The sequence below is a fragment of the Psychrobacter sp. PL19 genome (genome assembly GCF_017875835.1).
Lineage (GTDB): Bacteria > Pseudomonadota > Gammaproteobacteria > Pseudomonadales > Moraxellaceae > Psychrobacter.
Window position 1 is genome coordinate 339,618 of the sequence record NZ_JAGING010000001.1, and the last position, 26,341, is coordinate 365,958.

General features: G+C 43.1%; 19 protein-coding genes and 2 tRNA genes. 13 read left to right on the top strand and 8 right to left on the bottom strand.

Going from position 1 to position 26,341, the window contains the following annotated elements; translation table 11 throughout:
- The first annotated feature begins 204 nt into the window (after nt 1–204).
- Nucleotides 205–1,515, top strand: a complete 1,311-nt coding sequence (locus H4W00_RS01335) for an NAD(P)/FAD-dependent oxidoreductase (protein ID WP_209955696.1) — start codon at nt 205–207, stop codon at nt 1,513–1,515.
- Nucleotides 1,516–1,637: 122 nt separating this feature from the next.
- Nucleotides 1,638–2,681, top strand: coding sequence for a pirin family protein (locus H4W00_RS01340; protein WP_209955698.1), 1,044 nt, complete (start codon nt 1,638–1,640; stop codon nt 2,679–2,681).
- Between the two features lie 103 nt (nt 2,682–2,784).
- On the opposite strand, the gene H4W00_RS01345 is transcribed toward H4W00_RS01340, so the two are convergent.
- Nucleotides 2,785–3,888 (bottom strand): alkene reductase, encoded by a 1,104-nt coding sequence (locus H4W00_RS01345; protein ID WP_209955699.1) that lies wholly within the window; start codon nt 3,886–3,888, stop codon nt 2,785–2,787.
- 243 nt (nt 3,889–4,131) lie between these two features.
- Here H4W00_RS01345 and H4W00_RS01350 point away from each other — a divergent pair, with 243 nt between their 5' ends.
- Nucleotides 4,132–5,289 (top strand): hypothetical protein, encoded by a 1,158-nt coding sequence (locus tag H4W00_RS01350; RefSeq protein WP_209955701.1) that lies wholly within the window; start codon nt 4,132–4,134, stop codon nt 5,287–5,289.
- 72 nt (nt 5,290–5,361) lie between these two features.
- Here the strand turns inward: H4W00_RS01350 and trpB are convergent, their stop codons facing one another.
- Nucleotides 5,362–6,597, bottom strand: coding sequence for a tryptophan synthase subunit beta (gene trpB, locus H4W00_RS01355; RefSeq protein ID WP_209955702.1), 1,236 nt, complete (start codon nt 6,595–6,597; stop codon nt 5,362–5,364).
- A 355-nt stretch (nt 6,598–6,952) separates the two neighbouring features.
- On the opposite strand from trpB, the gene H4W00_RS01360 reads away from it, so the two are divergent.
- Nucleotides 6,953–7,252, top strand: a complete 300-nt coding sequence (locus H4W00_RS01360) for a Trp family transcriptional regulator (protein ID WP_209955704.1) — start codon at nt 6,953–6,955, stop codon at nt 7,250–7,252.
- Between the two features lie 345 nt (nt 7,253–7,597).
- Here H4W00_RS01360 and H4W00_RS01365 read toward each other — a convergent pair whose 3' ends face one another.
- Nucleotides 7,598–8,662: a 2,3-butanediol dehydrogenase gene (locus tag H4W00_RS01365; RefSeq protein WP_209955706.1), complete on the bottom strand. Its 1,065-nt coding sequence runs from the start codon at nt 8,660–8,662 to the stop codon at nt 7,598–7,600.
- Between the two features lie 463 nt (nt 8,663–9,125).
- On the opposite strand from H4W00_RS01365, the gene H4W00_RS01370 reads away from it, so the two are divergent.
- The 3 genes from H4W00_RS01370 (at nt 9,126) to H4W00_RS01380 (ending at nt 11,594) form a co-directional block, all read left to right on the top strand.
- Nucleotides 9,126–10,130 (top strand): lipoate--protein ligase, encoded by a 1,005-nt coding sequence (locus H4W00_RS01370; RefSeq protein ID WP_209955708.1) that lies wholly within the window; start codon nt 9,126–9,128, stop codon nt 10,128–10,130.
- Between the two features lie 121 nt (nt 10,131–10,251).
- A complete protein-coding gene (locus H4W00_RS01375; RefSeq protein ID WP_209955710.1) occupies nt 10,252–10,668 on the top strand; it encodes a VOC family protein in 417 nt (138 codons plus the stop codon).
- 161 nt (nt 10,669–10,829) lie between these two features.
- Complete coding sequence (locus H4W00_RS01380) at nt 10,830–11,594, top strand: lysozyme inhibitor LprI family protein (protein ID WP_209955712.1); 765 nt, start codon at nt 10,830–10,832, stop codon at nt 11,592–11,594.
- A 425-nt stretch (nt 11,595–12,019) separates the two neighbouring features.
- Here the strand turns inward: H4W00_RS01380 and H4W00_RS01385 are convergent, their stop codons facing one another.
- Nucleotides 12,020–14,224 carry an FAD-dependent oxidoreductase gene (locus tag H4W00_RS01385; RefSeq protein WP_334684840.1) on the bottom strand — a complete coding sequence of 735 codons (2,205 nt, stop codon included), beginning with the start codon at nt 14,222–14,224 and terminating at the stop codon, nt 12,020–12,022.
- Between the two features lie 693 nt (nt 14,225–14,917).
- On the opposite strand from H4W00_RS01385, the gene H4W00_RS01390 reads away from it, so the two are divergent.
- The gene (locus tag H4W00_RS01390; RefSeq protein ID WP_209955714.1) at nt 14,918–16,582 is read left to right on the top strand and encodes an AMP-binding protein; all 1,665 of its coding nucleotides are present in this window, start codon (nt 14,918–14,920) and stop codon (nt 16,580–16,582) included.
- A gap of 134 nt (nt 16,583–16,716) precedes the next feature.
- Here the strand turns inward: H4W00_RS01390 and H4W00_RS01395 are convergent, their stop codons facing one another.
- From H4W00_RS01395 to hemA, 4 genes are all read right to left on the bottom strand, one after another.
- A complete protein-coding gene (locus tag H4W00_RS01395) occupies nt 16,717–17,136 on the bottom strand; it encodes a DUF6691 family protein (RefSeq protein WP_209955716.1) in 420 nt (139 codons plus the stop codon).
- 56 nt (nt 17,137–17,192) lie between these two features.
- Complete coding sequence (locus H4W00_RS01400; RefSeq protein WP_209955718.1) at nt 17,193–17,630, bottom strand: YeeE/YedE family protein; 438 nt, start codon at nt 17,628–17,630, stop codon at nt 17,193–17,195.
- A 188-nt stretch (nt 17,631–17,818) separates the two neighbouring features.
- Nucleotides 17,819–18,955 (bottom strand): aminotransferase class V-fold PLP-dependent enzyme, encoded by a 1,137-nt coding sequence (locus H4W00_RS01405; RefSeq protein WP_209955720.1) that lies wholly within the window; start codon nt 18,953–18,955, stop codon nt 17,819–17,821.
- 594 nt (nt 18,956–19,549) lie between these two features.
- On the bottom strand, nt 19,550–20,932 hold the full coding sequence (gene hemA / locus H4W00_RS01410) for a glutamyl-tRNA reductase (protein ID WP_209955722.1): 1,383 nt from the start codon (nt 20,930–20,932) through the stop codon (nt 19,550–19,552).
- 861 nt (nt 20,933–21,793) lie between these two features.
- On the opposite strand from hemA, the gene H4W00_RS01415 reads away from it, so the two are divergent.
- The 5 genes from H4W00_RS01415 to H4W00_RS01440 all read left to right on the top strand — a co-directional run bounded on the left by H4W00_RS01415 (nt 21,794) and on the right by H4W00_RS01440 (nt 26,266).
- Nucleotides 21,794–23,713 carry a hypothetical protein gene (locus tag H4W00_RS01415; protein ID WP_209955724.1) on the top strand — a complete coding sequence of 640 codons (1,920 nt, stop codon included), beginning with the start codon at nt 21,794–21,796 and terminating at the stop codon, nt 23,711–23,713.
- Between the two features lie 176 nt (nt 23,714–23,889).
- Complete coding sequence (gene lolB / locus H4W00_RS01420; protein ID WP_209955726.1) at nt 23,890–24,510, top strand: lipoprotein insertase outer membrane protein LolB; 621 nt, start codon at nt 23,890–23,892, stop codon at nt 24,508–24,510.
- Nucleotides 24,511–24,611: 101 nt separating this feature from the next.
- A complete protein-coding gene (gene ispE, locus H4W00_RS01430) occupies nt 24,612–25,730 on the top strand; it encodes a 4-(cytidine 5'-diphospho)-2-C-methyl-D-erythritol kinase (protein ID WP_334684841.1) in 1,119 nt (372 codons plus the stop codon).
- Between the two features lie 164 nt (nt 25,731–25,894).
- Nucleotides 25,895–25,969: transfer RNA gene (locus H4W00_RS01435), tRNA-Gln, on the top strand.
- Nucleotides 25,970–26,191: 222 nt separating this feature from the next.
- Nucleotides 26,192–26,266: transfer RNA gene (locus H4W00_RS01440), tRNA-Gln, on the top strand.
- The last annotated feature ends 75 nt before the right edge of the window (nt 26,267–26,341 follow it).

Below are 26,341 nucleotides of genomic sequence, written 5' to 3' on the forward strand. Positions count from 1 at the left end.
TATTGCCTACTACTAGTAGCTGTATAGTCGTTGATATTATTTGAAATTTTTTAGATTGGTTGTTATTTAACCCTTGTAACACCAAATTAAATATGGACAATAGCCACTCTAAACAGCTCTTTTTAAGCCGTAAAAGTATTTTTTAATCAATATTTTTTTAAACCTATCGCTTTATAAACTTAACCGCAATGGAAAATAACCGCTATGAACAATAATCATAATGGAAAAAACCACTCCCATTACGATGTCATTATCATCGGTGCTGGCGCATCGGGGCTATACTGTGCGCTTACGGCTGGTCGCCGTGGACGCCGAGTGTTGGTACTCGACCATGCCAATAAAGCGGGGAAAAAAATTCTCATGTCAGGGGGCGGTCGCTGTAACTTTACCAACTATTTTGTGGAACCTGAGCACTTTATCGGTGCCAATCAACATTTTTGTAAATCAGCGCTAAGCCGTTATCCCAGCTGGGAATTTATTGGCTTGGTTGAAAAACACAAAATTGCCTATCATGAACGCGAGCATGGGCAGCTGTTTTGTGATGATTCTGCACAAGATATCTTATCAATGCTACTTGATGAATGCGCGGCTGCTGGTGTGCAAGTACGACTTAATACTCAAATTGAGCAGGTGCAAATAGTTGAGCAAAATGACAGTCATGCTAACAATGATGAGGCACGCTTTCAGCTTTTAACCAGTAAGAAACTCAGTAAGAAGGATAAAAATGATCCTGCAAATGAGATAAAACCCGCCCAAATTCACTATAGCTGTGAATCATTGGTGGTTGCGGCTGGTGGTCTCTCTATTCCAACAATGGGGGCTAGTGGTTTAGGCTATGAGCTGGCACAGCAATTTGGGCATAAGCTAAACCCGATCGATGCCAGTCTCGTGCCCTTTACTTTTACCGATAAAACCGGTGAGCTGATTCGTGCGTTGGCAGGTATTAGCTTACCAGTGATTGCGAGTAATGCGCGGATCTCGTTTCGTCTGCCAATGCTCTTTACCCATCGTGGTCTGTCTGGTCCTGCCATGCTGCAATTGTCTAACTACTGGCAGACAGGCGAACATATTGACATTAACTTACTCCCTGATATCGATATGACTGCGCTGCTGCTAGACCATAAAAAGTCGCACCCAAGGCAGCTGGTCCGCACGGTACTGGCTGACTATACCGATAACAGCGTGCCCAAAAAACTACTGACCGCCCTACAAACGGCGCTGTGGGACGATATTAAAGATACTGAACTGGCCAATATTAAAGACGAGCGTTTAACGGCGCTTGGAGCGACCATTAATGGCTGGCGGATTAAGCCGTCAGGTACTGAAGGCTATCGCACTGCTGAGGTTACGCGCGGTGGAGTCAAAACGGATGAAGTCTCCTCCAAAAATATGCAAAGCAACCATCAGGCCGGACTGTACTTCATTGGTGAAGTCCTCGATGTGACCGGTTGGCTTGGTGGCTATAACTTTCAGTGGGCATGGGCCAGCGGCTTTGTCTGCGGTGAAGTGGTTTAATTGAAACCTAATTTACTAACCGAAGCCGGCTAATAAGCAAAGCGTCACAGTGAGTTTGATTGTAACTTCCCGCTTATCTTTTATATTAATCCGATAATAAACTTAATTTTATGAGGTAATACATGCGTGCAATCAAAAAAGTTCATGGTGATAAGCCCAGTCATTGGATAGGTGATGGCTTTCATGTAAAAACGTTGATCAGTCATTTTAGTGAAGATCCTGACTTTAATTACCAGCACACTGACCCTTTTTTGTTGTTTGATTATGGCTTACCAAGGACATTTGCACCTAATATCTATTATGATACTCATCCGTATGGGGTGAGTCAGCATCCACATAGAGGTTTTGAGACAGTGACCATCGCTTATGCTGGTCAGCTTAGTCATGCCGATTCAGCAGGTGGTTGCGGTACTATTTCGGAGGGAGATGTCAAATGGATTACCGCAGGGCGCGGTATCATGCACGAAGAATTTCACTCAAAAGACTTTGGACAGCACGGTGGGGTCTTTAGCATGGTGCAGATGTGGATCAACCTACCACAAGCAGACAAACTGACAGCGCCAAACCACCAAACGATTAGACGTACTAACATGCCCGTTATTGATCTGTATAGTCAAGCTAGTGAAGCTGGCGACAACGCTACTGGCACTGCTTATAAAGACACTGCTGATGGACAAGTTACAGACAATAGTATAAAAATCGGTAGCGCCACTATCATCGCAGGAGAGTACCAAGATAAGCGCGGCGCTGCAACGACTTTTACGCCCGTTAACTTATGGAATATTGAACTACTAACCACGGGCGTCACGACACTCAATGTTCCTGATAGCCACAATGTTATGCTGCTGGTGCAAGAGGGCGAGCTACTTGTCAATGACACTCTAGTTGATGCTGGCAAGCTGATTCAGTTTGCTGCGCCCACCAAACAAACAACACCTCTACAAACTGAGAACTCTGAGTCTCAGCAGTCATCCAGCTCATCTACTGATGTCATCGAACTGAACTATCCTGTCACCTCTGATAGTGTCTCAGTGCCCGTTAAGTTACTGCTGCTCAGTGGCGAGCCGATTGGTGAGCCGATTGCCAGCTATGGTCCCTTTGTAATGACTACCGCTGATGAGCTAGAGCGGACTCTGCATGACTATCAAACGGGTAATTTTGGTTAAAATATTCGCTTAAAATTAAATATTGGAAGTTTATTATAAAAAAGCCACCTGGCTATCGCTAGCAAGGTGGCTTTTTTAACAGCTGTCTATAAATAAACAGTTATTAGGCTTGGTCTAAAAATGGATAATCGGTATAGCCTGCTGTACCACCACCATAGAAGCTTTCTGGATGCTGATCATTAAGCGCGGCGCCCTGATGAATACGCTCAGCCAGATCAGGATTGGCAATATAGTCACGGCCAAAAGCAGCGGCATCAATGTACCCTTCGCGAACATTTCTCTCCGCTTTTTCAGCAGTATAACCACCAGCTGCGATAATAGTATTATCAAAGACTGCGCGAATATTTTGACGGAAACCATCATTGTATGGTGTACCACCTGCCCAATCCGGCTCAGACAAGTGCAAATACATCAAATCACGCTTATTGATTTGCTCGATTAACCAGATATTTTTGTCTTCTTCGTAGCCGGCATCCACATTATTGAAGCTGCCGAGTGGCGAGACACGGACACCAACGTGATCTCTGTCCCAAGCATCGACACAAGCATCGATAGCATCGAGCATTATGCGCGCACGGTTCTCGCGACTGCCGCCGTATTCATCATCGCGCTTATTGGTTTGCTCAACCCAAAATTGATGTAATAAATAACCATGAGCACCATGAACCTCTACGCCATCGAAGCCTGCTTGCTGGGCAAGCTTAGTCGCCTGTGCAAAGTCAGCAATAACTTGCTTGATCTCAGCTATAGTTGCTGGACGCGGCGGTGTTGCAGCGACACGAATCGCTTGATTGTCGCTATCGCGTAGAGAAGTACGTACGCCGACATCGATATCGGAGGCTGAGATGGGCGCTTTACCATCAGGCTGGACGCTCTCATGGGCAACGAGACCCGTATGCCAAAGTTGCACAACTATTTTACTGCCCTTTGCATGGACATTGTCAACGATAGTTTTCCACGCAACCATCTGATCTTGCGTATGTAGACCTGGCGCACCTGCATAGCCTTTTGCTTGAAACGAGACTTGGGTTGCTTCAGTTATAATAAGACCTGCGCCTGCGCGTTGTGAGTAGTATTCACCCGCCAATGCTGTTGGTACGTCACCCGGTTCAACGGCACGTAAGCGCGTTAATGGTGCCATAACAATGCGGTTTTTCAGAGTTTGCTTACCCATCTTGACGGGTTCGAATAAATTATCGTGTGCCATGAGGTGCCTTGTCTATCATTATAAAGTTTATAGCTAAATGAGTAAAAATTAGTTCTACTTATTGAATTCACTTAGCGTTCTGTTAATTCTCAATTTCCTTTATAGGGGATCAATGATGTTATTCAAGCATATTTTACAAACAAAAACGCCCATATAACGTGATATCGATATTTATAATACTCATTATTCAAGTACTCTTATAACCGTATTAAGTTAATAAGATTACCCTAAAGGATTCAAATTATGCAAAAGACCACATTAGCACTGATGATGGGAGCAAGCCTATTATTTGCTATGAGCGCTTGCCAGCCTCCAGCTGATCTGCCAGAAACATCCAAAACCAAATCAACATCCACGCAAACTGTAGAGCAGCCAAATGCAGAACCTCTAATAGAGGCAAAAACCCCAAAGGCATTAGCGACTGCGTTGATAAAGCTGTCTGAAAAAAAGCTAACAGATAAGCTGGTTTGCACTAAGCTCAGTGAGGCTATGACAGCCATTGATAATAAAAGTAAAATCGAAGATATTCACGCTATCCAGCGGCAATTAAATGCTTGCTTGCCAATGACTGATAACGTCGAAATACTGCAGTGGCTAAAGGAGTATCAGGCGCTGTATGGACGTTTTTTAGGGTCTAATGATGATATGGACGATGCAGACTTTTACGAGGTAGTAGCAACCATAGAACAAGGCCAAGGATTATCTGTTAAGCAACTAAAAACACTGAGCCCACGTGGACGCTACCTTATTGAATTAGTAGCGAATAACGCTGACGTTAGCCTGCTATATTTAGGCGAAGGTATCTTCACATTTCATCATAATTTAAAGGCGATGGCAGCGCTATTTATTCCCTATCTACCCAACGAACAGGCCAAGTTTATTCAGCGTATGGCAAAAGACAATCAAGATATTTTTTGGAACGATGCGGCGGTTGCAGTGTCTTTTAGCGAAGTGATTGCCCGTGCTAACTTTTGGGAAGATTATATCCGGCGTTACCCAAAAAGTTATTTTATTCAAGATGCAAAAGATTTATTTAGCCTGTATCGCTATGTGCTGTTTTATGGTTCAGACAATACCCGCTGGACAGATGATGCTGTACACGAATTTCTTGATCCCAAATACACACAAGCAATGACACAGTTATCCAAACGCTCTAACAGTACCTTGGCTCAAGACGCGCAAAGTTTTCTTGATTTTATCGCACTGTCCGACCGCGAGCGTAAGAAAAAGTATCCAGTGCCCAGCAAAGATGATAAGGGCAATAAGAGAGACGATTGGGCAATGCCACGCTACCGGTTAATGGCAGCGTTACCACTACCTTCACCTTGGGAAGACAATAATAATAGAGACTGTTTAAGTAGCGTGATTTGTGTCAGTTATAACGTTGAATCATCACTTTAAATAATCACTTTGAGTAGCGACGTTGGAGTGGCTTACGCTCGCAGTAACCCACTCCACAACCATAATATTAGACTACAACTGTACTTTATCTAAAATAAAATCAATATCTTTGTCCCCACGCCCTGATAAGTTGATCAAAATAGTATCCTCGGCGGGTAAGTCCTTGGCAATTTTCATCGCGTAGGCAATGGCGTGCGCAGACTCCAAGGCTGGAATAATGCCTTCTAGTCGTGACAACGCCATAAAGGCTTCTAAGCACTCAGCATCTGTTGCAGACTCATAAGTGGCCAATTTTTCATCTCTTAAATGTGAGTGTTGCGGCCCAATTCCAGGATAATCTAAACCTGAAGCAATCGAATGTACGGGAGCAGGCTGGCCTTTATCATCAAGCAATACATAACATTTAAAACCATGAATCTCACCTTTAACACCTAGAGTCATAGTTGCTGCATGGTTTGGGGTATCTAAGCCTTCACCAGCAGGTTCAACCCCTACTAACTCGACATTTTCATCACCCAAAAACCCACTAAATATACCGATAGCGTTCGAGCCGCCACCGACACAGGCCACTACTTTATTGGGTAATTTGCCAGTCGTGGTTAAGAACTGCGCGCGGGCTTCACGTCCAACCACCGATTGGAAGTAACTCACTATTTCAGGATAGGGTGCCGGTCCTAAAGCAGAACCAATCGCAAACATACTGGTCTCTAGCTCGCCAAGATAAGCTTCAAAAGCACTATCCACGGCCTCTTTTAGAGTACTTGCGCCACGTGATACGGGAACAATTTTTGCGCCTAAAATTTTCATACGGCTGACGTTCGGGTGTTCTTTTTTAATATCAACTACCCCCATATGTATCTCGCACTCAATACCCATCAAGGCCGCCGCAGTTGCCAGTGCCACCCCGTGCTGCCCTGCTCCTGTTTCTGCAATTACCTTAGTCTTGCCTAATTTTTTTGCCAGTAACACCTCACCCAAGCAGTGATTTATCTTGTGGGCACCAGTATGATTTAAATCTTCACGCTTGAAATAAATTTGCGCCCCGCCGCAATGCTCCGTTAAACGTCTGGCATGATATATAGGACTTGGACGACCGATATAAGTCTCGCGCAAACGCTGCATTTCAATAATAAAATCATCATCTTTGATAATTTCACGAAAGCCCTTTTCTATCTCATCCATGGCTTTGGCCAGATCAGGGTGGGCAATCTTGCCACCGAACTCACCATACAAACCATCATTACTGGGTAATATCAATTGAGGTAGCCCGTAACTATTGGTAGCAGTTGCCTCATTTACAGTGGTCATATTAAAACCTCAATATTTTTGAAAATTAGTTAAGAAAGCTGTTTAATAAAGCCGTTTTGAAGATTAGTTTTGTACGATATAATAAAGTAATTGTTATCATGTTCTAGTACAATGAAACATTATTCTAAGCTAAGTTTTATTTCAGGTCAAGCTTAAGCATTACCTTCAGAGTATTTAACGCTTATTTTTACAATTGCTTGCATTTAATTATGGGACTAGGAAGTATTCTAGAACCAAGAACTAGATCGTAGAACTACAGGCTACACTACCTACAGTGCGTCAGGTGAGCTTGAAGCGGTCGCAAACTTGCAAAGAATCAACCACTTTAATTTATTTTTATAAAAAGGAGAGCAACATGCCAACAGAGGACATTTCGTCCAACGGAGCATACGATTATTTATTAGATTTGCTGCTGGAAACTAATGATAAAGAGCAGCTGTCGGAGATATTAGAAGCATTGCTGACCGACAAAGAACAGCAAGAACTAGTGAATCGGTTAAAGATTTTTGCGCTGCTGCATCAAGGAGTGACGCAAAGAGAGATTAGTGCCAGACTGGGGGTCGGTATTGCCACCGTTTCGCGTGGCGCCAAGGTCTTTCAGCAACACCAAATTAATGAGTTACTGCCAAATATTAGTGACAAGCTTAAGGTCTAAAAACTCTGAATACTATAGTGGATAAAGGAATTTTATATAGGATAATTTAAATAGACTAGCGAGTTATCGAACAGCGCTAGCAAGTACACAATCTATGTACGTAAATACTCTCAATCTTGGTATAAGTTATTATAAAGCAGTCATTAAATAGACAACATGCTCTAATATATAGACAGCAAATACCTTCATAATGCTTAATTTACAAAGCTTACAGAGGTATTTGCTGTGTCTACGTTTTCCTAGATGAATGCAAGCCGCTTGAGATGGTCTTAATTCTAACGTACCAATTAAGATCACCTAGCCAAACAGCCCTAGTCTATGACAACTAGCCCCTTGCCTTATTATTTACAGGTTTGGGTTCACAATAATTTTCACCGCTGACTCATTATTATGAATTAAGGTCTCAAAGCCTTTAGAAACTAAGTCATCCAACTGGATGCGTTGAGTAATAAAGGGCTCAAGATTAACCGAGCCATCTTCGACCAATTTGATGGTTTCTTGATGATTGTTTACATAGCCGATAGTCCCGCGTATATCAAGTTCCTTCATGACTACGCTATGGACATTTACGGAGGCTGGATGACTCCAGATAGAGACAATCACAACCACTCCAGTAGGTTTGGTGAGTTCAACCAGCGAATCTAACACCTTATTGACGCTAGTACATTCAAAGGCCACGTCTACACCACGATTGTCCGTAAGCTTCATGACTTCTTCAGTCAAATCTACTTCAGTCGGATCTAAAACATAATCGGCGACGCCACTTTCTTTAGCCTTCTCTTTGCGTTTGGTACTCAATTCAGTGAGAATTACGGTAATGCCCTTGGCTTTCAAAACTGCAGACAATAACAAGCCAATCGGACCACCACCACCGACCAAAGCAATGTCACCTGCTTTAGCACCACTACGTACAAAAGCATGATAGCCAACGGCTAACGGTTCAATCAAGGCTGCTTGATCTAACGGGATTTTATTAGAGATAGGATGTACCCAGCGTCGCTTGACCGCAATTTTTTCAGACAAGCCACCGCCGCGACCACCCAAACCGATAAAGTTCATATCCTTTGATAAGTGATAATTCTCACCAGGCGCGGTAGAAACATCATCAGCGATAATATATGGTTCAACCACGACATGCTGACCGATTTCAATATCATCAACACCCTCACCGATAGCATAAACGACGCCCGAGAATTCATGGCCCATAGTGATTGGGGCAGACTCTCCTGAAATGGGGTGGGGATGACCGCAAGGTGGAATAAAAATAGGACCTTCCATAAACTCATGCAAATCAGTACCACAGATACCACACCAAGCAACGTCGATTCCGACCGTACCTGGTTCTACAGTAGGCTCTGGGATGTCTTCAATACGAATATCGCCTTTGTCGTAAAAACGTGCCGCTTTCATATAAATCTCCTTTTAATGCATCCGATGATATAGTTAATCCAGTTTAAAAACGATACAGTACCGCTGTTGTAAATGTACCTATTTTATTTTGAACTGGCTATGCCGCTGATAGCTTAAAATTTAGTTTCATAGCCTTCATCATATACCAATTCATTCTTCGACATACCCGTGAATTTTTCATAAATCTGAAACCCTTTCAACCCTTTCTTAAACTCTAGCTGTAATCCCCTACCCAATTCTCAATCCAATAGTGTTAATCTTAATAGTTAAAAGCACTGGTCAAAGCATCTGCTCTATTAATAGGTTTAGATATTTTATCTCGCTAAATTGCCAGTCTTAAAGAATAATCAAGCCTTGGCCACGCATCAGTAAAAATGACTGTCTCTAATATTAATAAGCCAATCTATAACAGTTAACTGATAAAAATCATTATAAATACCGTGATAAACAAGGAATCAAATAAATGAAACTACGTATCTTAAAATCGGCGGTGACCAGCCCTTGGTTTAATCTGGCGACCGAGGATTGGATATTTCAAGCGCTTGATCCCAACTCCCACACACTATTTTTATGGCGTAATTCTGAAACCGTGGTTATTGGACGCTCACAAAACCCTTGGGTAGAATGTAAGACTGACAAAATGGAAGAAGACCATATCTTTCTTGCTCGCCGTCAAAGTGGTGGTGGGGCTGTTTTTCATGATTTAGGCAATACCAATTTTACCTTTTTATCGCCCAAAAATAAGTATGATCAGGCAGCTAACTTTACTATCATCATCAATGCCCTGAAGAAACTGGGTATAGACGCCGAGCTGTCCGGCCGTAACGACATGCAAGTTGGTGATCGTAAAATATCAGGTAGCGCTTTCAAACATGCAGTTGATCGTAGCTTTCATCACGGCACTTTACTGGTGAATGCTGACATGCAAAAGCTTGGTGATTATCTCAATCCGCACCCGCTAAAATTGCAAGCAAAAGGTATCAAGTCCGTCCGCTCTCGGGTTGCTAACTTGGTTGAATTCAATAAAGACATCAATCACGAGATGTTGTCTGAAGCAATTATCGAGGCGTTTTGTGAGTATTATGGACAAACGGTCGAAGTAGAAGAGTTAGATGAAGCCAGCCTCGCCAAGCAGCCTACTCTTAATAAATACTACCAGCAAATGTCAGACTGGAATTGGCGCTTTGGCAAAACCCCTGAATTCTCCCATCGTATCGAAACGCGCTTTGATTGGGGCATGATTGATTTACATATGGATGTAAAACAGGCGGTGATCGAAGAAGTGGTTATTTTTTCTGATGCACTAAATATCGAATTAATTGACGTCTTAAGAGACACACTGACAGGGGTCAAATACAATAAGAAGGACATCAGAGCTAAGCTAGACGAGCTTAAACAAACACAGCCAAATTTAGCAGCTCAAGTTGATGATTTTTGTGAATGGCTGGTTACAGAGATGGAAATTTGAGATTTTTATCGTTTGATGAAGAAGACATAAAAATAGGATATAGATTCATTCAAGGCTATCACTATCAATTAAAACTTTACCGCTAAATTTTTTAAACAACTATAAATTATAAGGTGTTTTTATGAAGTACTTACATGCAATGATTAGAACCAACAAACTAGAGGACACCTTACACTTCTATTGTGAGCTTATGGGTTTAGAGCTTCTTAGGAAAAAGGACTCTGAAACAGGACGATTTAGCTTATACTTTTTAGCGACTCATGACGGTGCTCCAGAGATTGAGGTTACTCATAACTGGGACGAAAAAGAATATAGCAATGGAGACAACTTTGGGCACTTTGCCTTTAGAGTTGATAATATATATGAGCAATGCGAAACATTTATGGCAGCGGGTGTCGACATATTAAGGCCACCTAGAGATGGACATATGGCTTTCGTTAAAGACCCTAACGATATTTCAATCGAATTGCTGCAAGATGGTGAGCGACTAGAGCCATTTGAACCTTGGATTTCGATGGAAAATATGGGTACATGGTAAATAAGGCTGGATTGGACTTACCAAATTCTCATAAATAGGAAAAGTTAAACGTAATTCACTATTAGATATCAAATTTGGTGAGTTGCGCTGCTAATGACTTACTCTTGTATCTACAATAACTTCATTAAAATATCATCAAGCTTTAAGAAAACGAGAATAATATGAAAAAACTAGTCTTAGCCATAGTAAGTATTTTAGGAGCTTCTTTATTATCTACTCAGGCAAATTCAGCAAGTTTCGATTGCAAAAAAGCTGCTACTTGGGTAGAAAAAACTATTTGTAAAAGTCCTGAGCTTTCCAAACTCGATGATGCTATGGCGAAAAAATATAAACAAAATCTCACTAATACTTTTGATTATGAAGACAGCGAAATTCTTAAAGGTAACATGATTATCGATCAACGACTTTGGCTTAAATTTCAGCGCAACACGTGTAAAGAAACAGAGTGTCTCATCCGCGAGTATAAAGAGTATATTGAAGATAAAAATTATTATGGTGTGGCTTGGAACTTCCCAGACGAGCTAAGTCGTTCTGATTTACCTAGCAAAAATGAGTTTGGCAAGTTTTCTCAAACTTTTAAAACCTCAATATACAATTCAGAAACTAACCGGAATGATCCGCAAGAGGTAACGAATACTTTATCGATTTATAGTGTCGCTAATAAACCTTATCTCTCAATTATAGAGGGAACTTTATTTTTTACTAATTTTCATACCTGTGATGTTGGAGACAACATTGCAACATGGTCTCAGAATCACTGGGTCATTAATGACGATGGACAAGATGAAATTCTTGAGCTGCGCTTGTATCCAGCACCTTATAAAGGTAAGACTCAGCTACTATTAAAAGACATTGACGACCAATTCAGATCGGGACGTTGTGGTGTGCGAGGTTATTTTGACGGTATTGTATTAGAAAGGGAATAAGGTAGATTAGTTTCTTCGAACTCTCGTAAAGAATGAAGATTAGACGTAATCTACCATTGGATATTAGAATCATAAACTTGGTGGGTTACGCTTTAGATAACCCATCCTACGCCTGCTTATTTAGGATAAGTTTATATGCTCGTCTGATTTGTAGTCAGAGCGATAGTCTTATCTATAATAATATTTAATTATTATAGATATAGTAAAGAATCTGAAAGTTTTAAGTTGATGAAAAGGTTAGCAAGTCAAGGTGATACGCAACCTAAGTTTGGATATAAATTTTTTGATTTGAGGGATTATGAGATAAATAAAGAGAAATATAACCAATAAAAAACCCGCCTAAAATTAAGCGGGTTATCGACATGCGATTATTAAGTGAATAGCGAGATAGAATACTTCGCCACTTCTATAGCTTTATTTAACTGTTAAATTCCTGCCGCTACCTCAGCCCCATCACGTATCGCACGTTTGGCGTCTAGCTCAGCGGCCAGTTTGGCTCCGCCAATCAAATGATATTGTGCATCAGGCGCGTCGCCAACATTGGGCATCAAATCTACTACTGACTCTTGACCCGCACACACTACCACGCTATCAACACGCAGCAGCTGGCTTTGGCCTTGATTATTGGTGATCCAGATGCCTTCGTTAGTGATTTTTTCGTACTGTAGCCCTGACACTTGAATAACACCATGCGATTTGACATGAGCACGGTGGACCCAGCCGGTCGTTTTATTGAGACTGCCACCCAAGCGCCCCTTAGTACGTTGCATCAGATAGACTTGGCGTACGGGCGTAATGGCGTCTGGTTTAATCAAGCCGCCTTCACTTTGATAATTAAAATCATCAGTCACGCCCCACTCTTCACGCCATTCACTAACTGATTGCGCTTTTGGACGATAGCTTGGGTCTTTTAAGGTTTCAGGTGGCAGCTCATCTAATGGCTGACCATGACGAGCCGTTAGATACTCACTTACGTCAAAGCCAACACCGCCTGCACCGATAACTGCAACGGTATTTCCGACTGCTTTTTGTCCAGAGAGTAATTCTGCATAAGTCATCACTTGCGGCAAATCTGCACCTTCAAGTTTACCAACCAAGCTTTTAGGCACCACCCCAGTTGCCACGATCACATGATGGAACTTGCCAGCTTCTAGCAATGCTTTATCTACCTTGGTATTGAGCTTGACCTTCACGCCTAAGTGCTCAAGCTCGTTAATATAGTAGCGAATGGTTTCAAAGAACTCTTCTTTACCCGGTATAACCTTGGCGTAGTTAAACTGTCCGCCCAAGATATCTTTGGCTTCAAACAGCGTCACTTTATGGCCGCGTAATGCTGCGACATGCGCTGCTGACATACCCGCTACCCCGCCACCAATAACCGCGACTTTTTTAGGCTTTTTAGTCTTTTTGTAAACCAATTCGGTCTCATAGCAGGCTTGTGGGTTGACCAGACAAGTTGAGCGCTTATTTTCAAAAGTGTGGTCAAGGCAAGCTTGGTTACAAGCAATACAAGTATTAATACGAGCAGCCTCACCATTTTTAGCTTTATTGACCCAGTTTGGATCCGCTAAGAACGGGCGTGCCATCTGAATCAAATCAGCTTGACCACTAGCGACGATTGATTCAGCAGTATCTGGCATATTGATACGGTTGGCAGCCATCATCGGAATGCTGATATGTTTTTTAATCTCAGCGGTAAAGTCTACAAAAGCGGCGCGCGGGACACTGGTGACGATAGTCGGCACGCGGGCTTCATGCCAGCCAATACCGGTATTCATTATGGTCACGCCAGCTTCTTCTAGCGCTTTAGCGACGGTAATGACTTCATCCATGACGTTGCCGTCTTTGACCAAATCAATCACTGATAAGCGAAATAAGATAATAAAATCTTCGCCAACCGCCGCGCGAACGGCTTTGACCACATCTACTGCCAGCTTCATACGCCCATGAATATCGCCACCATAAATATCGCTACGCTTGTTGACGTGGCGCGATAAGAACTGATTGAGTAGATAACCCTCAGAGCCCATAACTTCAACACCATCATAGCCAGCTTGCTTGGCTAAACGAGCTGAGCGTGCAAAGTCTTTGACCGTTTGCTCGATATTTTTAATACTCATTTTACGCGGTTTAAACGGTGAGATTGGCGACTTGATCGGGCTAGATGATACGACAAACGGGTGATAACCATAGCGACCACTATGCAATATCTGCATGATTATTTTGCTGTCGTGCTTATGCACAGCACGGGTCACGCGTTGATGGTTGATAACATCCATCTTGCTGTTCATAGTACCGCCTGCCGGTAATAGCCAGCCCTCGCGGTTGGGCGAGATACCGCCAGTAATCATCATGGCCACACCACCTTTGGCACGCTCAGCAAAATACGCAGCGAGCTTGCCATAGTTGTAAAAACGGTCTTCAAGACCGGTATGCATCGAGCCCATGACTACACGGTTCTTCAAAGTAGTGAACCCTAAATCTAACGGTGTAAACAAATGTGGGTAATACTCGGAGGCATTAGCAGCATCAATCGCAGCACTATTGGTAGCAATACGATCGGTATTTTTAATGCTGTTGTTTGATTGACTAGGGTTTGCTTGGCTGGCGGTATCAAGGCTGGCGCTCATGACATTATCCTTCTGGATCTACGGGTTATTGTTATAAAAACGATATGAAAATTTGATATTAATTCTATCGTACCACACCCCCTTTATTCTCAGCTACGCACACAAACGACTGATGAGTGAGCATTATGGTAATACTGTCTATTGCTAACGGCTACTCAATAATTCGTACCGTCTACTGTTCCTAGTATGATCTATTTACTACAGATGGATAGTAAGCATATGTCAGAGTTGAAGTCTTCACGTTAAGAAAGCGCCTTGAACATCTACCTTAAACATCTGCCTTAAAATTATTGCTTAAAATAGATATCTGTATAGTACAAAATGTTATACGATTGAGCGAAAGTCACCAAACAAACTCGTTTTTTAGGCGATATTACCCTTAATGAAAGACCTAGTATTTATAGCAGGTCAAGTATAGAACTAGTAATATAGTAAATCCAATCTAAAAACGATGCAGTGCTGCTGTTATGAATTTTTCGTAGCCTCTGTCACGTGTTCGAACAGCAAGCAAGAAAAATTTATAACAGTAGTGCGCTGACACAGCTGTATCTATTTTATTTTGAACTGGCTATAGTAAGATGCGTGAAAATTGTAGCTGACTGAGCGCTGAGCACTATATTAAGCCAGTCTGATACTATAGCGGTTTTATACTTGGTTCACCATTTTATAAGAATACGATAAAGGACTATCTCCATGACCGACTTTCATACAGGTCTCGGCAAAAACCCTGCCAATTACCAACCACTCACCCCTATTGATTTTATTATCCGCAGCGCACAGGTCTATCCTGATAAGACCGCCATCATTTACGACGATCTTAAACATAACAATCTAACCCAAACCTGGCAGCAGACTTATACTCGTTGCCAACAGTTGGCGGATGGTCTACGTAAACTAGGTATTGATAAAAACGATACCGTCGCGGTTATGCTGCCCAATACTCCAGCCATGGTAGAGTGCGCATTTGGCATACCAATGTCAGGCGGTGTATTGTGCACCTTGAACACTCGTCTAGATATTAATGCTTTAACTTTTTGTCTGCAACATTCTGAAGCCAAAGTCTTAATCATGGACAGCGAATTCGCTGATCTTGCTGAGATTATCGATGAGACCTTCCCTCAGTTAATTGTTATCCATGCCACAGATAACGCTGTTGATACTGATGATTTTGGACAGATGAGCTATGAAGCATTAATTACTAGCTCCGACCGTTTAGACAATTGGGAAAAACCAGTAGACGAGTGGGACGCTATTGCGCTTAATTATACCTCAGGCACGACCGGCACCCCAAAAGGTGTGGTCTATCATCATCGCGGTGCGACCCTCAATGCGGTGTCTAATATCTTAGATTGGGACATGCCCAAGCATCCTATTTATCTATGGACGCTGCCCCTATTTCATTGCAATGGCTGGTGCTTTCCGTGGTCTATCGCTGAGCGAGCTGGCGTTAACGTCTGCCTGCGTAAGATGGACACCGATCTCATTTTGCAGTTGATTGCCAAGTATAAAGTCAGTCATTATTGCTCAGCACCAGTGGTTCACAATATGATTGCGAGCGGTAAGTCAGAATATAAAGCAGCGATCAATCATAAAGTCAAAGGCTGGGTTGCCGGTGCACCGCCCTCTGAAACTATGCTCGCACAAATGGAAGAGATGGGCTTCGATATCACTCACACTTACGGCCTTACCGAAGCATATGGACCGGTGACTATCTGCGCTGAGCAAGCAGAATGGAGCGATCTTGATATTGCTGCCCGCGCTCAAAAGAAATCACGCCAAGGCGTAACCTCACATTTAATGGCAGGGTTTGATGTATTCAAACAAGGAACCATGGAACTGGTAAAAGCTGATGGCGAAGAAATGGGTGAATTGGCCCTACGCGGTAATATGGTGATGAAAGGTTACCTCAAAAGTCGCAAAGCCACCGAAGCCGCGTTTGCTGACGGTTGGTTCCGCACGGGTGATTTGGGGGTTAAGTACCCTGATGGCTATATCAAAATCATGGACAGACTTAAAGACGTCATCATCTCCGGCGGTGAGAATATATCTAGTATTGAAGTCGAAAATGTCTTATATAAAATGCCGACAATTCAAAGCTGCGCAGTGGTTGCCGCACCAGATGATAAATGGGGCGAAGTACCCGTCGCCTTTATTGAGATTTATGACGGCAGCACCTTGCAGCGCGATGCGGTTATCGAGCATTGCCGCCATCATCTGGCTGGCTTTCAAGTACCCAAACACATTATCTTTGCCGAAATACCTAAAACCAGCACCGGCAAAGTACAAAAGTTTGAGTTACGCCAAGCGGCCAAATCTTTGGCACATGAAACCTCAAAGGTCACGCACCAACCAAAATGAGCAGCCAAAAACAACTGACTGGCTATTAGAACCAATCATTACAATCAGCTGTTAAGATCAGCTATTAACAAAGGTCAGCCTAATTTAAGATTAAGCTGACCTTTTTATTTACTATCTATTTTTAAAGCTGACTTCTAAGTAAGCTTGGGCTCAAGCCACTGATAGATCAACATACCAATTACCATGGCAGGGATAAATACATAAGCTTGCCACTGTCCAGTACCTAGCAATACAATGCCTGGTCCTGGGCAGATACCCACTAAACCCCAACCAATGCCAAATAATATCGCGCCAATTAGTAATTTTTTATTAATTGTAGTGTTATTGGGCATCTCTATCGGTGTCCCAATCCAGCTGCTACCTTGGCGTTTGGCCAATTGTACCCCAACGATGGCCACCATTAATCCGCCACCCATCACTAGTGCTAGAGAGATATCCCATGCGCCAAAGACATCCAAGAACCCCTGTACCTTGGTAGGGTCCGTCATACCCGATATTAGCAGCCCTAAACCAAATAATAACCCTGCTACTAGCCCAATTATATTTTTTAACATCTTAGTCTCTTATATTGTCTAGTCAAAATAGTGAACCTGTTAGCAACCAGCTACGATTAGATGAGCCCAAGCAGGTGTCGGCCAATATAGACCGTAAGCACACCAGATAACATAAAGGTCACCGTTGCCGCCATTGAACGTGGTGATAGCCGAGCATTACCACAGATTCCATGGCCACTGGTGCAACCTGATCCCAAGCGTGTGCCAAAACCAACTAGTAAGCCGGCACCAACTAATAACGGCAATGAGCTGGTCACTTGCATAATGGGTAGCGGCGATGCCAGTTGATACAATAACGGTGAAACGACAAGGCCCAGTACAAATAATATTTGCCACACCTCTACGCGCTTGGGCTTCAACAAGCTGGACGCGATACCACTGATACCTGCGATACGTCCCATACCTAATAGCAAAATGACAGTCGCCACCCCCAATATTAAGCCACCTACTAATGAGATTGGGGTAAATGCTTGCCAGTCTATCTGTATAGTCATAACTGATTACCTAACCTAATTTTTATCAAGTATTACTCTAAAATTCTATTTATAAAAATACATTATATAATAAAGTATAATAAATAGGTAAAAAAATACTGAACGCGTTGGCTCAGTATTTTTATCAGTACTTTTATTAGTATTATTTACCTGTAATATTCAGTAAATCGTTTGCCAAATCAATGCGTTTATTCGGCCACTACTTTTTCGAGAGTAGATTCAAAACGCTCAACAGCGCCATCAACGTTAGTCAGTTTGTCAAAGCCAAATAGACCTAAGCGGAAAGTTTTAAAGCTATCAGGCTCGCCACATTTAAGCGGAACGCCAGCAGCGATTTGCATGCCAAGCTCAGCGAACGCGCTGCCTTTATGCATATCATTGCGACTGGTATAAGAAACCACCACACCTGGGGCTCTAAAGCCTTCAGCTGCCACACTTTCGATACCTTGGGCCTCGAGTACTTTACGGATCTTATTACCCAGTTCCCACTGTGCATTACATAGTGTCTCAAAACCAATTTCTTTGGCTTCATTAATCGTGTCACGGAACTGACGTAAGCTATCAGTAGGCATGGTCGCATGGTAAGCATGACCGCCATTCTCATAAGCGCGCATAATAGTGAGCCACTGTTTTAAGTCGAGGCTAAAGCTATTAGATTCGGTAGTTTCCACTTTTTTGACTGCCGCGTCGCTGAGCATAACCAGACCAGCACAAGGGGTACTGCTCCAGCCTTTTTGCGGAGCACTGATAATCACGTCAATACCCAGCGCTTTCATATCAAGCCAGACACAACCTGAAGCGATGCAATCGATAACCAATAAACCACCAACGCTATGAACAGCGTCGCTCAGGGCTTTAATATAATCATTCGGTAAGATAATACCGGCTGAAGTTTCAACATGTGGTGCAAATACGATACCAGGCTTGTGTTCTTTGATTTTGGCAACGGCAGTTTCGATATCAACGGGAGCAAATGGCTTGGGCGCATCAGTATCTTCAGTGCGGTCAGCAGCCAAGACAGTAGTGGTGTTACCGATATTATTTTTTTCTAAAATTTGGGTCCAACGGTAGCTAAACCAACCGTTACGAATGATTAGGCAATCTTGGTCTCTTGCTAGCTGAGCGGCGACCGCTTCCATGCCATACGTACCGGCGCCTGGAATAATAGCCACGGCATCAGCGTTATAAACTGATTTTAGCTCCGTAGATAAGTCATTCATCACTTGCTGAAAAGCTTTTGACATGTGGTTGAGGGCGCGGTCAGTATAAACCACTGAATATTCTAATAAGCCTTCTGGATCAATATCTTGAAGTAATGCAGGCATAGCACGTTCCTTGTTCGTGGTTAGATTATTTAGATGTTATTAAAATTTGGGTGTATATTTTTGAATGCCCGCTTTGAAAGCCTGTAGTTTTCACTATTAAGATAGCTATCGATAAGGTTACTACTATGGGCATTACTAACTATCGGCAGTAATAATTGGGTATTTATAGACAGTAAGACATAGGATTGACGATATAGCACTTTATCCTAGCGCTATTGCCGTTGGTAAGGTATGTCCTATGCAAGGCTGCATGTGACATCAGCGCCATCATGGGTGCTGCGCGGAGGCAGACAGATGATAATGACTACTGTTGATCTCGCTCAATTAACTCTGTTGAGCTAAAGTGTTGAGCGACAGTCGTCAGAGATATGGCAACGTACACGACGTAGACATTACCATAGCAGTATCATGACTCAGTACAATCATGACAGCTTGATATTAGCATTGATAATGGTGGTTGACAACGGATTGTTCGCTTAGCGGTAACTCTAGCATAATTTTCTATTTACCAATGGTCTTATCAGTGCAGTTCCTAGTAAGTTGTTAGCAGTTTGCCAATAACTTACTGCCTATTTTTAGCGACTATAAGCGTCGTTAGCGGCTATAAGCATCCTGTAGCCCTGAGACCACAAAGTCTAGCAGCTCACTATCACCTTCAGCTGCCGCCTTACGCATAAGCTTCGATGGTGCATGAGTCAGGGTTTGAGTCAAACGCCGTGATAACTCAGCAATCACTTCTTCAGGGCTCGCATCGCCACGCTGCAGTTCGCCGATCGACTCAATAAGTAACTTGTCCACTTGCACATGGGTACGGTCACGATACTGCTGAATATCTTTGCCTACTTGGCGCACTTGAAAGCGGCGTTCTATGTCAACGACCAATTGACTGACTAGCAACTCAGCATCAACAGCAGCTTGACGGCGCTGTTCGATATTACCGGCGATTACATGCTGTAGGTCATCGACAGAATAAAGATAAACATCATCAATCTGACTGACAGCCGAATCAATATCACGCGGCACGGCCAAGTCTATCATCAGCATCGGCTGGTAACGGCGGCTTTTAAGCGCTTGGGTGGTCATGGTCTTATCAATCAGCAAGTCCATGCTACCACTACAGCTACTAACAATATCGGCCTCCGCCAACACTTGTGGTAGCTCTTGTAGCGTCCTAATTTCTACGCTGCGGTTAGGCTGACGCAGCTCAGCGGCTAGCGCTTCAGCACGCTCAGGACTACGGTTACAGATAATCACCCGTCCAACACCAAGCCCTGCAATATGAGTGGCGACTAAGCGATTCATCTCGCCAGCAGCCACCACCAATAAGGTACGACTGGGTAGGTTATCAAAAATCTGGGTCACTAATTTAGCGGCTGCAAAGCCAAGCGATACTGCATGGGCGCCCACATTGGTCTCATTACGCACCCGTTTAGATGCGGCAAATACCTGGTCAATAATCCAGCCTAACTGATTGCTTAGTGCGTGCTCAGTTTGCGCGAGATGAACGGCTTGCTTAATTTGACCGAGTATTTGCGGCTCGCCTAATATCATTGAGTCCAAGCCAGCAGCGACTCGTAACCAATGAGTGAGCGCGTGGGTGTCACGATGCACATACAAATACTGGTCAATCTCAGCGACAGAAAACTGCTTAAAATTAGCCAGCCAAGTTTTAATATGATTAATATAGGCGCTTGTAGCTTCTGATGTGACGCCAGAGTTGGAGCCATTAATGGCAGTGCCACTACTATTAGAAAGTGCTGTAGATGAGCTTGTCGCTGTATTATTGTTAGTGGCATGCGCTTGTGGTACCAACGCATATATTTCAGTGCGATTGCAAGTCGAGACAATCACGCTACCATCAGTAAAGCCTTTGAGCTGCTCAAGCGCAATAGTGACATCCTCACCCACGAGCGCCAGGCGCTCACGTAAAGCGACTGGTGCGGTGTTATGATTGACCCCAATGACCACTAATCTCATTATTGATAGACCATAAACATAACGCTCATTTACTTGCAAAGCCACTGTTCTGTTTTTAAAATCGGACTTTAAAAGCGAGTGTTAAAAGCGGGTGAAATTCGTTTTGAATAGCAGGCTAAAACATACTATGATCAAACGCCATTAGCCGCATAAATCATGAGCGTTATTGATTTGAATAGATTAAAGACCAGGTTAAAAATAGGTCAAAATCAGTTACGATAAGTATAAAACCGCCCATTATATCATTGTTACCGGCTTTATTTAATAATTGCTCTACAGCCTTACCACTATCTACTTGTATTTGGGTAACCTAACGACAAATCAACTGCTCTGATGACTTTTAATTATCATTATTCATATCTATTTTAGGTTTTGAAACCCTTGCTGCAAATACAGTTGAGCTAATGAGCCATTGACTTCCCGCGTCTTGGTTGCTCGTGTTTGCATGACCTGTTTGAATAATTTAAATAACGTGTTTGAATAAATAGTATCGCTATGGCGTTATTTCCATTAAGCCCGTTTTTACTATGGTTTCAGATCGTGGTGAGTATTTTTCGGCCCTAATGGCATTTTTCAGCTCTAATAACTTTTTCAGCTCTAATAACCTTGAGCCCTAATAACCTTGATAGTAACGATACACGTTTAAATCTAATCAATTTTGCCAGTGTTTGAGTAACATGAGCACTATTGTTTATAATACTCATCCACCTATATAATACCTGCAATATATGTCTGTGATAATATTATAATAAGTACGTAATAAAGTAGCCTTAAGGCCAAGTAATACATAAAGTGACCTTATGGATAAAAGGACATGAGTACATACTAGGATGGGTAACTAATGGGTGAATACTGCTGTCTATGATTTTTTTTGGATTATCGTTACAATCACAACTTGAGCATAGCGACCAATTTAGCCTCCAAGCTCTATTGCGCGTCATCATTGACCGACTATGCCGGCATCATAAGCTAACGTTACTGTTGGCCGCTTGCCTGTGCTTAGGGACGCCTGCTCATGCCAATCTATTAAATTTATCACCAGATACTGTCATCACTACTACGACAAGAATTAGTACCTCGGTAGCCCCTTCCGATAGTGACAAAGACCATAGCAGTAAAAGAATAAAAATGGCAGCTAGTGTGGCTACTTTTACCAGCCTACCATCAGCAACCGTATGGCAGACTGGGCTTAACGAGCCGAGCCTATATAGCCTTTTGGATGCCGAGTTCGCAGCTGATCGCGGGGATACCCGCCGTGCCTTGGCTATTTATAAACAGCAGTCTTTTAAAGAAGATGCTACCGCCGTATTTGAGCGAGCGCTTAGTTTGTCTTTACGTAACGAGACTGTGGGCGCCTCATTACAGTTTGCCAAGACTTGGCAAGACCAAAACCCTGACCACGTTCCTGCTTGGTTTTATGTCGCACATCTGGCCCTAAGAGCACACGATTATACACTGGCTAGCGAAACCTTAAACCGCATCCTACGCTATGACCCTCGTGCCGATTTAAGCGAAATTCTTATTGGCATCTATCCCGATACAGACAATGACAAGCGTGAATTGCTTGCCGCTTTGCAGCCTCTTGATAGCGAGCAAAATGCCTCATTGTCAGTACTAAAAGCAGGGCTGCTCTACCAGTTCAATGAGCCTCAAGAAGCCCTTATTCATATTAATCGGGCGTTGGATCGCCAGCCAGACTATGTGCCGTTTATTACGCTAAAAGCTGACATTTTGCGTAAAACTGAACCAGACGCGACAGTGCTGACTTATGTCAACCAATCACGTCTGCGTAATCCTAGTAGCAAAAGCTTATACCTATATGAAATTCGCTACTTGCTTGATTTGAAGCAAAGCCAAGACGCATGGCAGCTATTGCTTGATGCACATAATCGCTTTAATGATGATGCTGAAATTACCTTATTGGCAGCGCTGGTCAGTTTAGACATTGAAGAGTACCGCAGCGCTGATCAGCTGCTTAATATGCTCGCAAAAAACTCAGCTTACCTTGACCAAGCCTATTATTACCTTGGCATCAGTGCAGAGCGTCAGCAGCGCTTTGAGCAGGCTAAATACTACCTAAATGCGGTCATGCAGGAAGACTTAGTGCTGGCGGCACGCAAAAAGGTTATGGCTTTTGAATTACTGAACAATGATGTGGATGCAGCAATAGCCACGCTACAAAAACTGCGTCGACAGTTTGAGGTATTCGCCCCTGAAACCTATGTGTTACAAGCAGATATCTTATGGCAGCAAGAAGAGCCCATTGAGGCATTGCGACTATTAACTCGCGCCAGCCGTAAATATCCTGATAATGAAACCTTGCTTTTTGCTCGCGTCCAATTGCTTGACGACCGTAATGATTACGTGATCAAACGTACTTTACTCAACCATTTACAAGCGCTGGCGCCTAGTAATCTATCTTATCAGCTCAGCTACGCGCAATTACTGCTGTCTAACGATCGCAGCTCCGAGCAAGGTTTAGCGCTGGCAACGACTGTCATTCAAATTCGTTACGATGACCCACGTTATGACAATGAGCTACACCTACAAGCGTTAAATGTGCTGGCCAGTAGCGCCTTAGCCTATAATAATTACAGCCAGGTTATCGATTATCTGCAAACGCCTTATGATGTACTGCCTAACTTACGTTCAGGTGTGCTGTTACTCCGCGCTTACCAAGGCTTAGGCGATAATGCTAAAGTTGAAGCGTTATTAGTAGATCTACAGCTACGCTTCTCATTTGGACAGCATAACGTCAATGACCGTATACAACTTTATTAACGCCGGTCTAAGATGGTCTCAAGTTCGATATGATTGTGATAAAGACCTATGAGCGAACTTCCTGTACACCTCGCTTATAATAAGCCAACAACGGTGCATAACAGGGTAACAACCAAGGCTTAAGCTAACTTATTAAAATTAAATCTCTTTAAGTTTGTAAATTTTGAGGAAAAGTCATGTTATCTATAAAAACAAGCCGCCATAAATCCGCTAAATTAGCCATGTTTGCTGCCTTAACAGCAGCTTTGGGACTCGTATCTGGTTGTCAGTCTTTGCAAGGTGCGAACGCCACCACCCAACCTAGCTCTATCGTACCCGCACAAAAACTTAATAACTTTAACATCACCGGTAAAATCGGCGTGACCACCCCTAGCAATAGTGGCGCTCAAGGTGGCAGTGCTTTTTATGCCTGGGGTCAGCAAAACGAGCGCTTCGCTATTGAGCTGATTGGTGCTTTAGGGATTGGCAAGACCAATATCGAGTATGATGGTCAGACGGCCACTTTAGTGAGTGAAAAGACCGGCACCTTGACTGCAGATAATCCTGAGACCTTGCTACAAAAAGCCACTGGCTGGCAAGCGCCGATCTCGCAAATGCCTTACTGGATTTCTGGACGCTCGGCACCCTCAGACAGCGCGCCGCAAACTGATGCTCAAGGTCGACTTACTAGCTCGGTCAATGGTGCGTGGACAGCCAGCTTTAGTTATAAGGGCAGCGATAAGCTACCCAGTAAAATCAGCGCTGTACAGCCCGAAGGTCATAAAGTCGTCATGACTATTAATCATCGAAACCAATAAATCAATCACTAAAACTAATAAATGAATCGTCAAAAAGGCAAATCATAATATCTTTGATTGTCGTTTATAAAGACCCCTGTTTATGACTAAAAATGTGATTTATGACTGACAGTATAACGGTTACGCACGCCCTAATCACCCGCCTATCGCCTGCGAAGATTAATTTATTTTTGCATGTTACTGGTAAGCGTGCTGACGGTTACCACAACTTGCAGACGGTTTTTCGTCTGCTTGATTGGGGTGACTACCTACACTTTTTACCAGCCCAATTGCTGTTGATATCCACAACTGATAGTGACCTTGAAGCCACTATTACTTCCAGCATCAAAATTAATAACGATGGTCGCAATGACTTTGATAATGCTGTTAACAATGACGCGCAGCCTATTCCAGAAGTCCTATGCGCATCCGAGGTAGTGTTACCCACACTAAACCCTATTACCCATCAGCAGGCCGCTACACTTTGCGCTCAACTGCTGACACTCGACGGTGCTGAAACCATCACCGACAGCCTAGCTGATAACTTAATTATAAAAGCAGCACGCGCATTGTTAGCTTATGCCATCCCATTGGGTAGACTACCCGCTCGGCTACATCATGTTAGTATCACCCTAGATAAACGCTTGCCCATGGGCGCAGGATTGGGCGGGGGCTCCTCTAATGCAGCGACTGCTTTGCTGGTGCTTAATGAGCTTTGGCAATTAGATTTTAGTAATATGCAGCTACGCACTATTGGGGCAACCCTTGGGGCCGATGTGCCAATATTCATCTTTGGTCAAGATGCTATTGCAATGGGTATTGGCGAGCAGCTCACTGCGATTCATGTGCCCAATCAGCAGTACTTACTACTGACCCCGAATGCGCATATCAATACTGCCCAGCTGTTCGCGCATCCAGAGCTACAACGCAACACTACCCCGCTATCCGCTGCCACTATCCGTGACCAATCCTCGCATTACATCCAAACACTACGTGCCCCTTACAATAATATTTTTGCGCCGGTGGTTGAGAGTCTTGCACCAGCGGCAGCTCAAGCTTTGCAATATCTGCGTGGTTTAGAGCCGCAAGCGTTAGGAGTAGCAAGGATGACCGGTTCCGGTAGCGCTGTATTTTTGCCATTAGACGCTCATCTGATGAATGAGACCGCGCTATTATCAGATTGGATAACAAATGCCCCATGCCCTGCCTATGTCGTCAATAATTTACAAAAGTCAATGTAATGTAAATATTATATAAATAGTCATCTAAATCACCAGCAGTGGTAGGATTAAGGGGATTAATTTGTTAAAATAGCTTCGACTTCAAATTATTATGAATAAAAGTCATAAAAAAGCGCAAATGACTTGCAATGTATGAATATTAATTTATAATAGGTCGCCTTAATAGGGGTATAGCCAAGTTGGTAAGGCATCAGGTTTTGATCCTGACACCGTTGGTTCGAGTCCAGCTACCCCTACCATATTTTCAGTTTGCATCATGATAATTCGTCACTAATATAAATGGCCAGTTATCTTATAACAATTGACAACAGCCTTCCAGTTTCGGTATAGTTCGCAACGAACACCGCTAGGAAGATGTTGTTTTTAGACGGTTTTTAACTGTTCTTCAAATGATTTAAAAGGCAGCACCGCCATTCCAATGCTTAACGTTAAACATTGGCAGTGCTCAGTCTACACATTACAGGGGTATAGCCAAGTTGGTAAGGCATCAGGTTTTGATCCTGACACCGTTGGTTCGAGTCCAGCTACCCCTACCATTTTCTAGAGTCATGTTCACCACACTTTTCTTAATTTGAGCAGTTTGTCACTGCTTAGCGGTCGCTGCTTGAGTC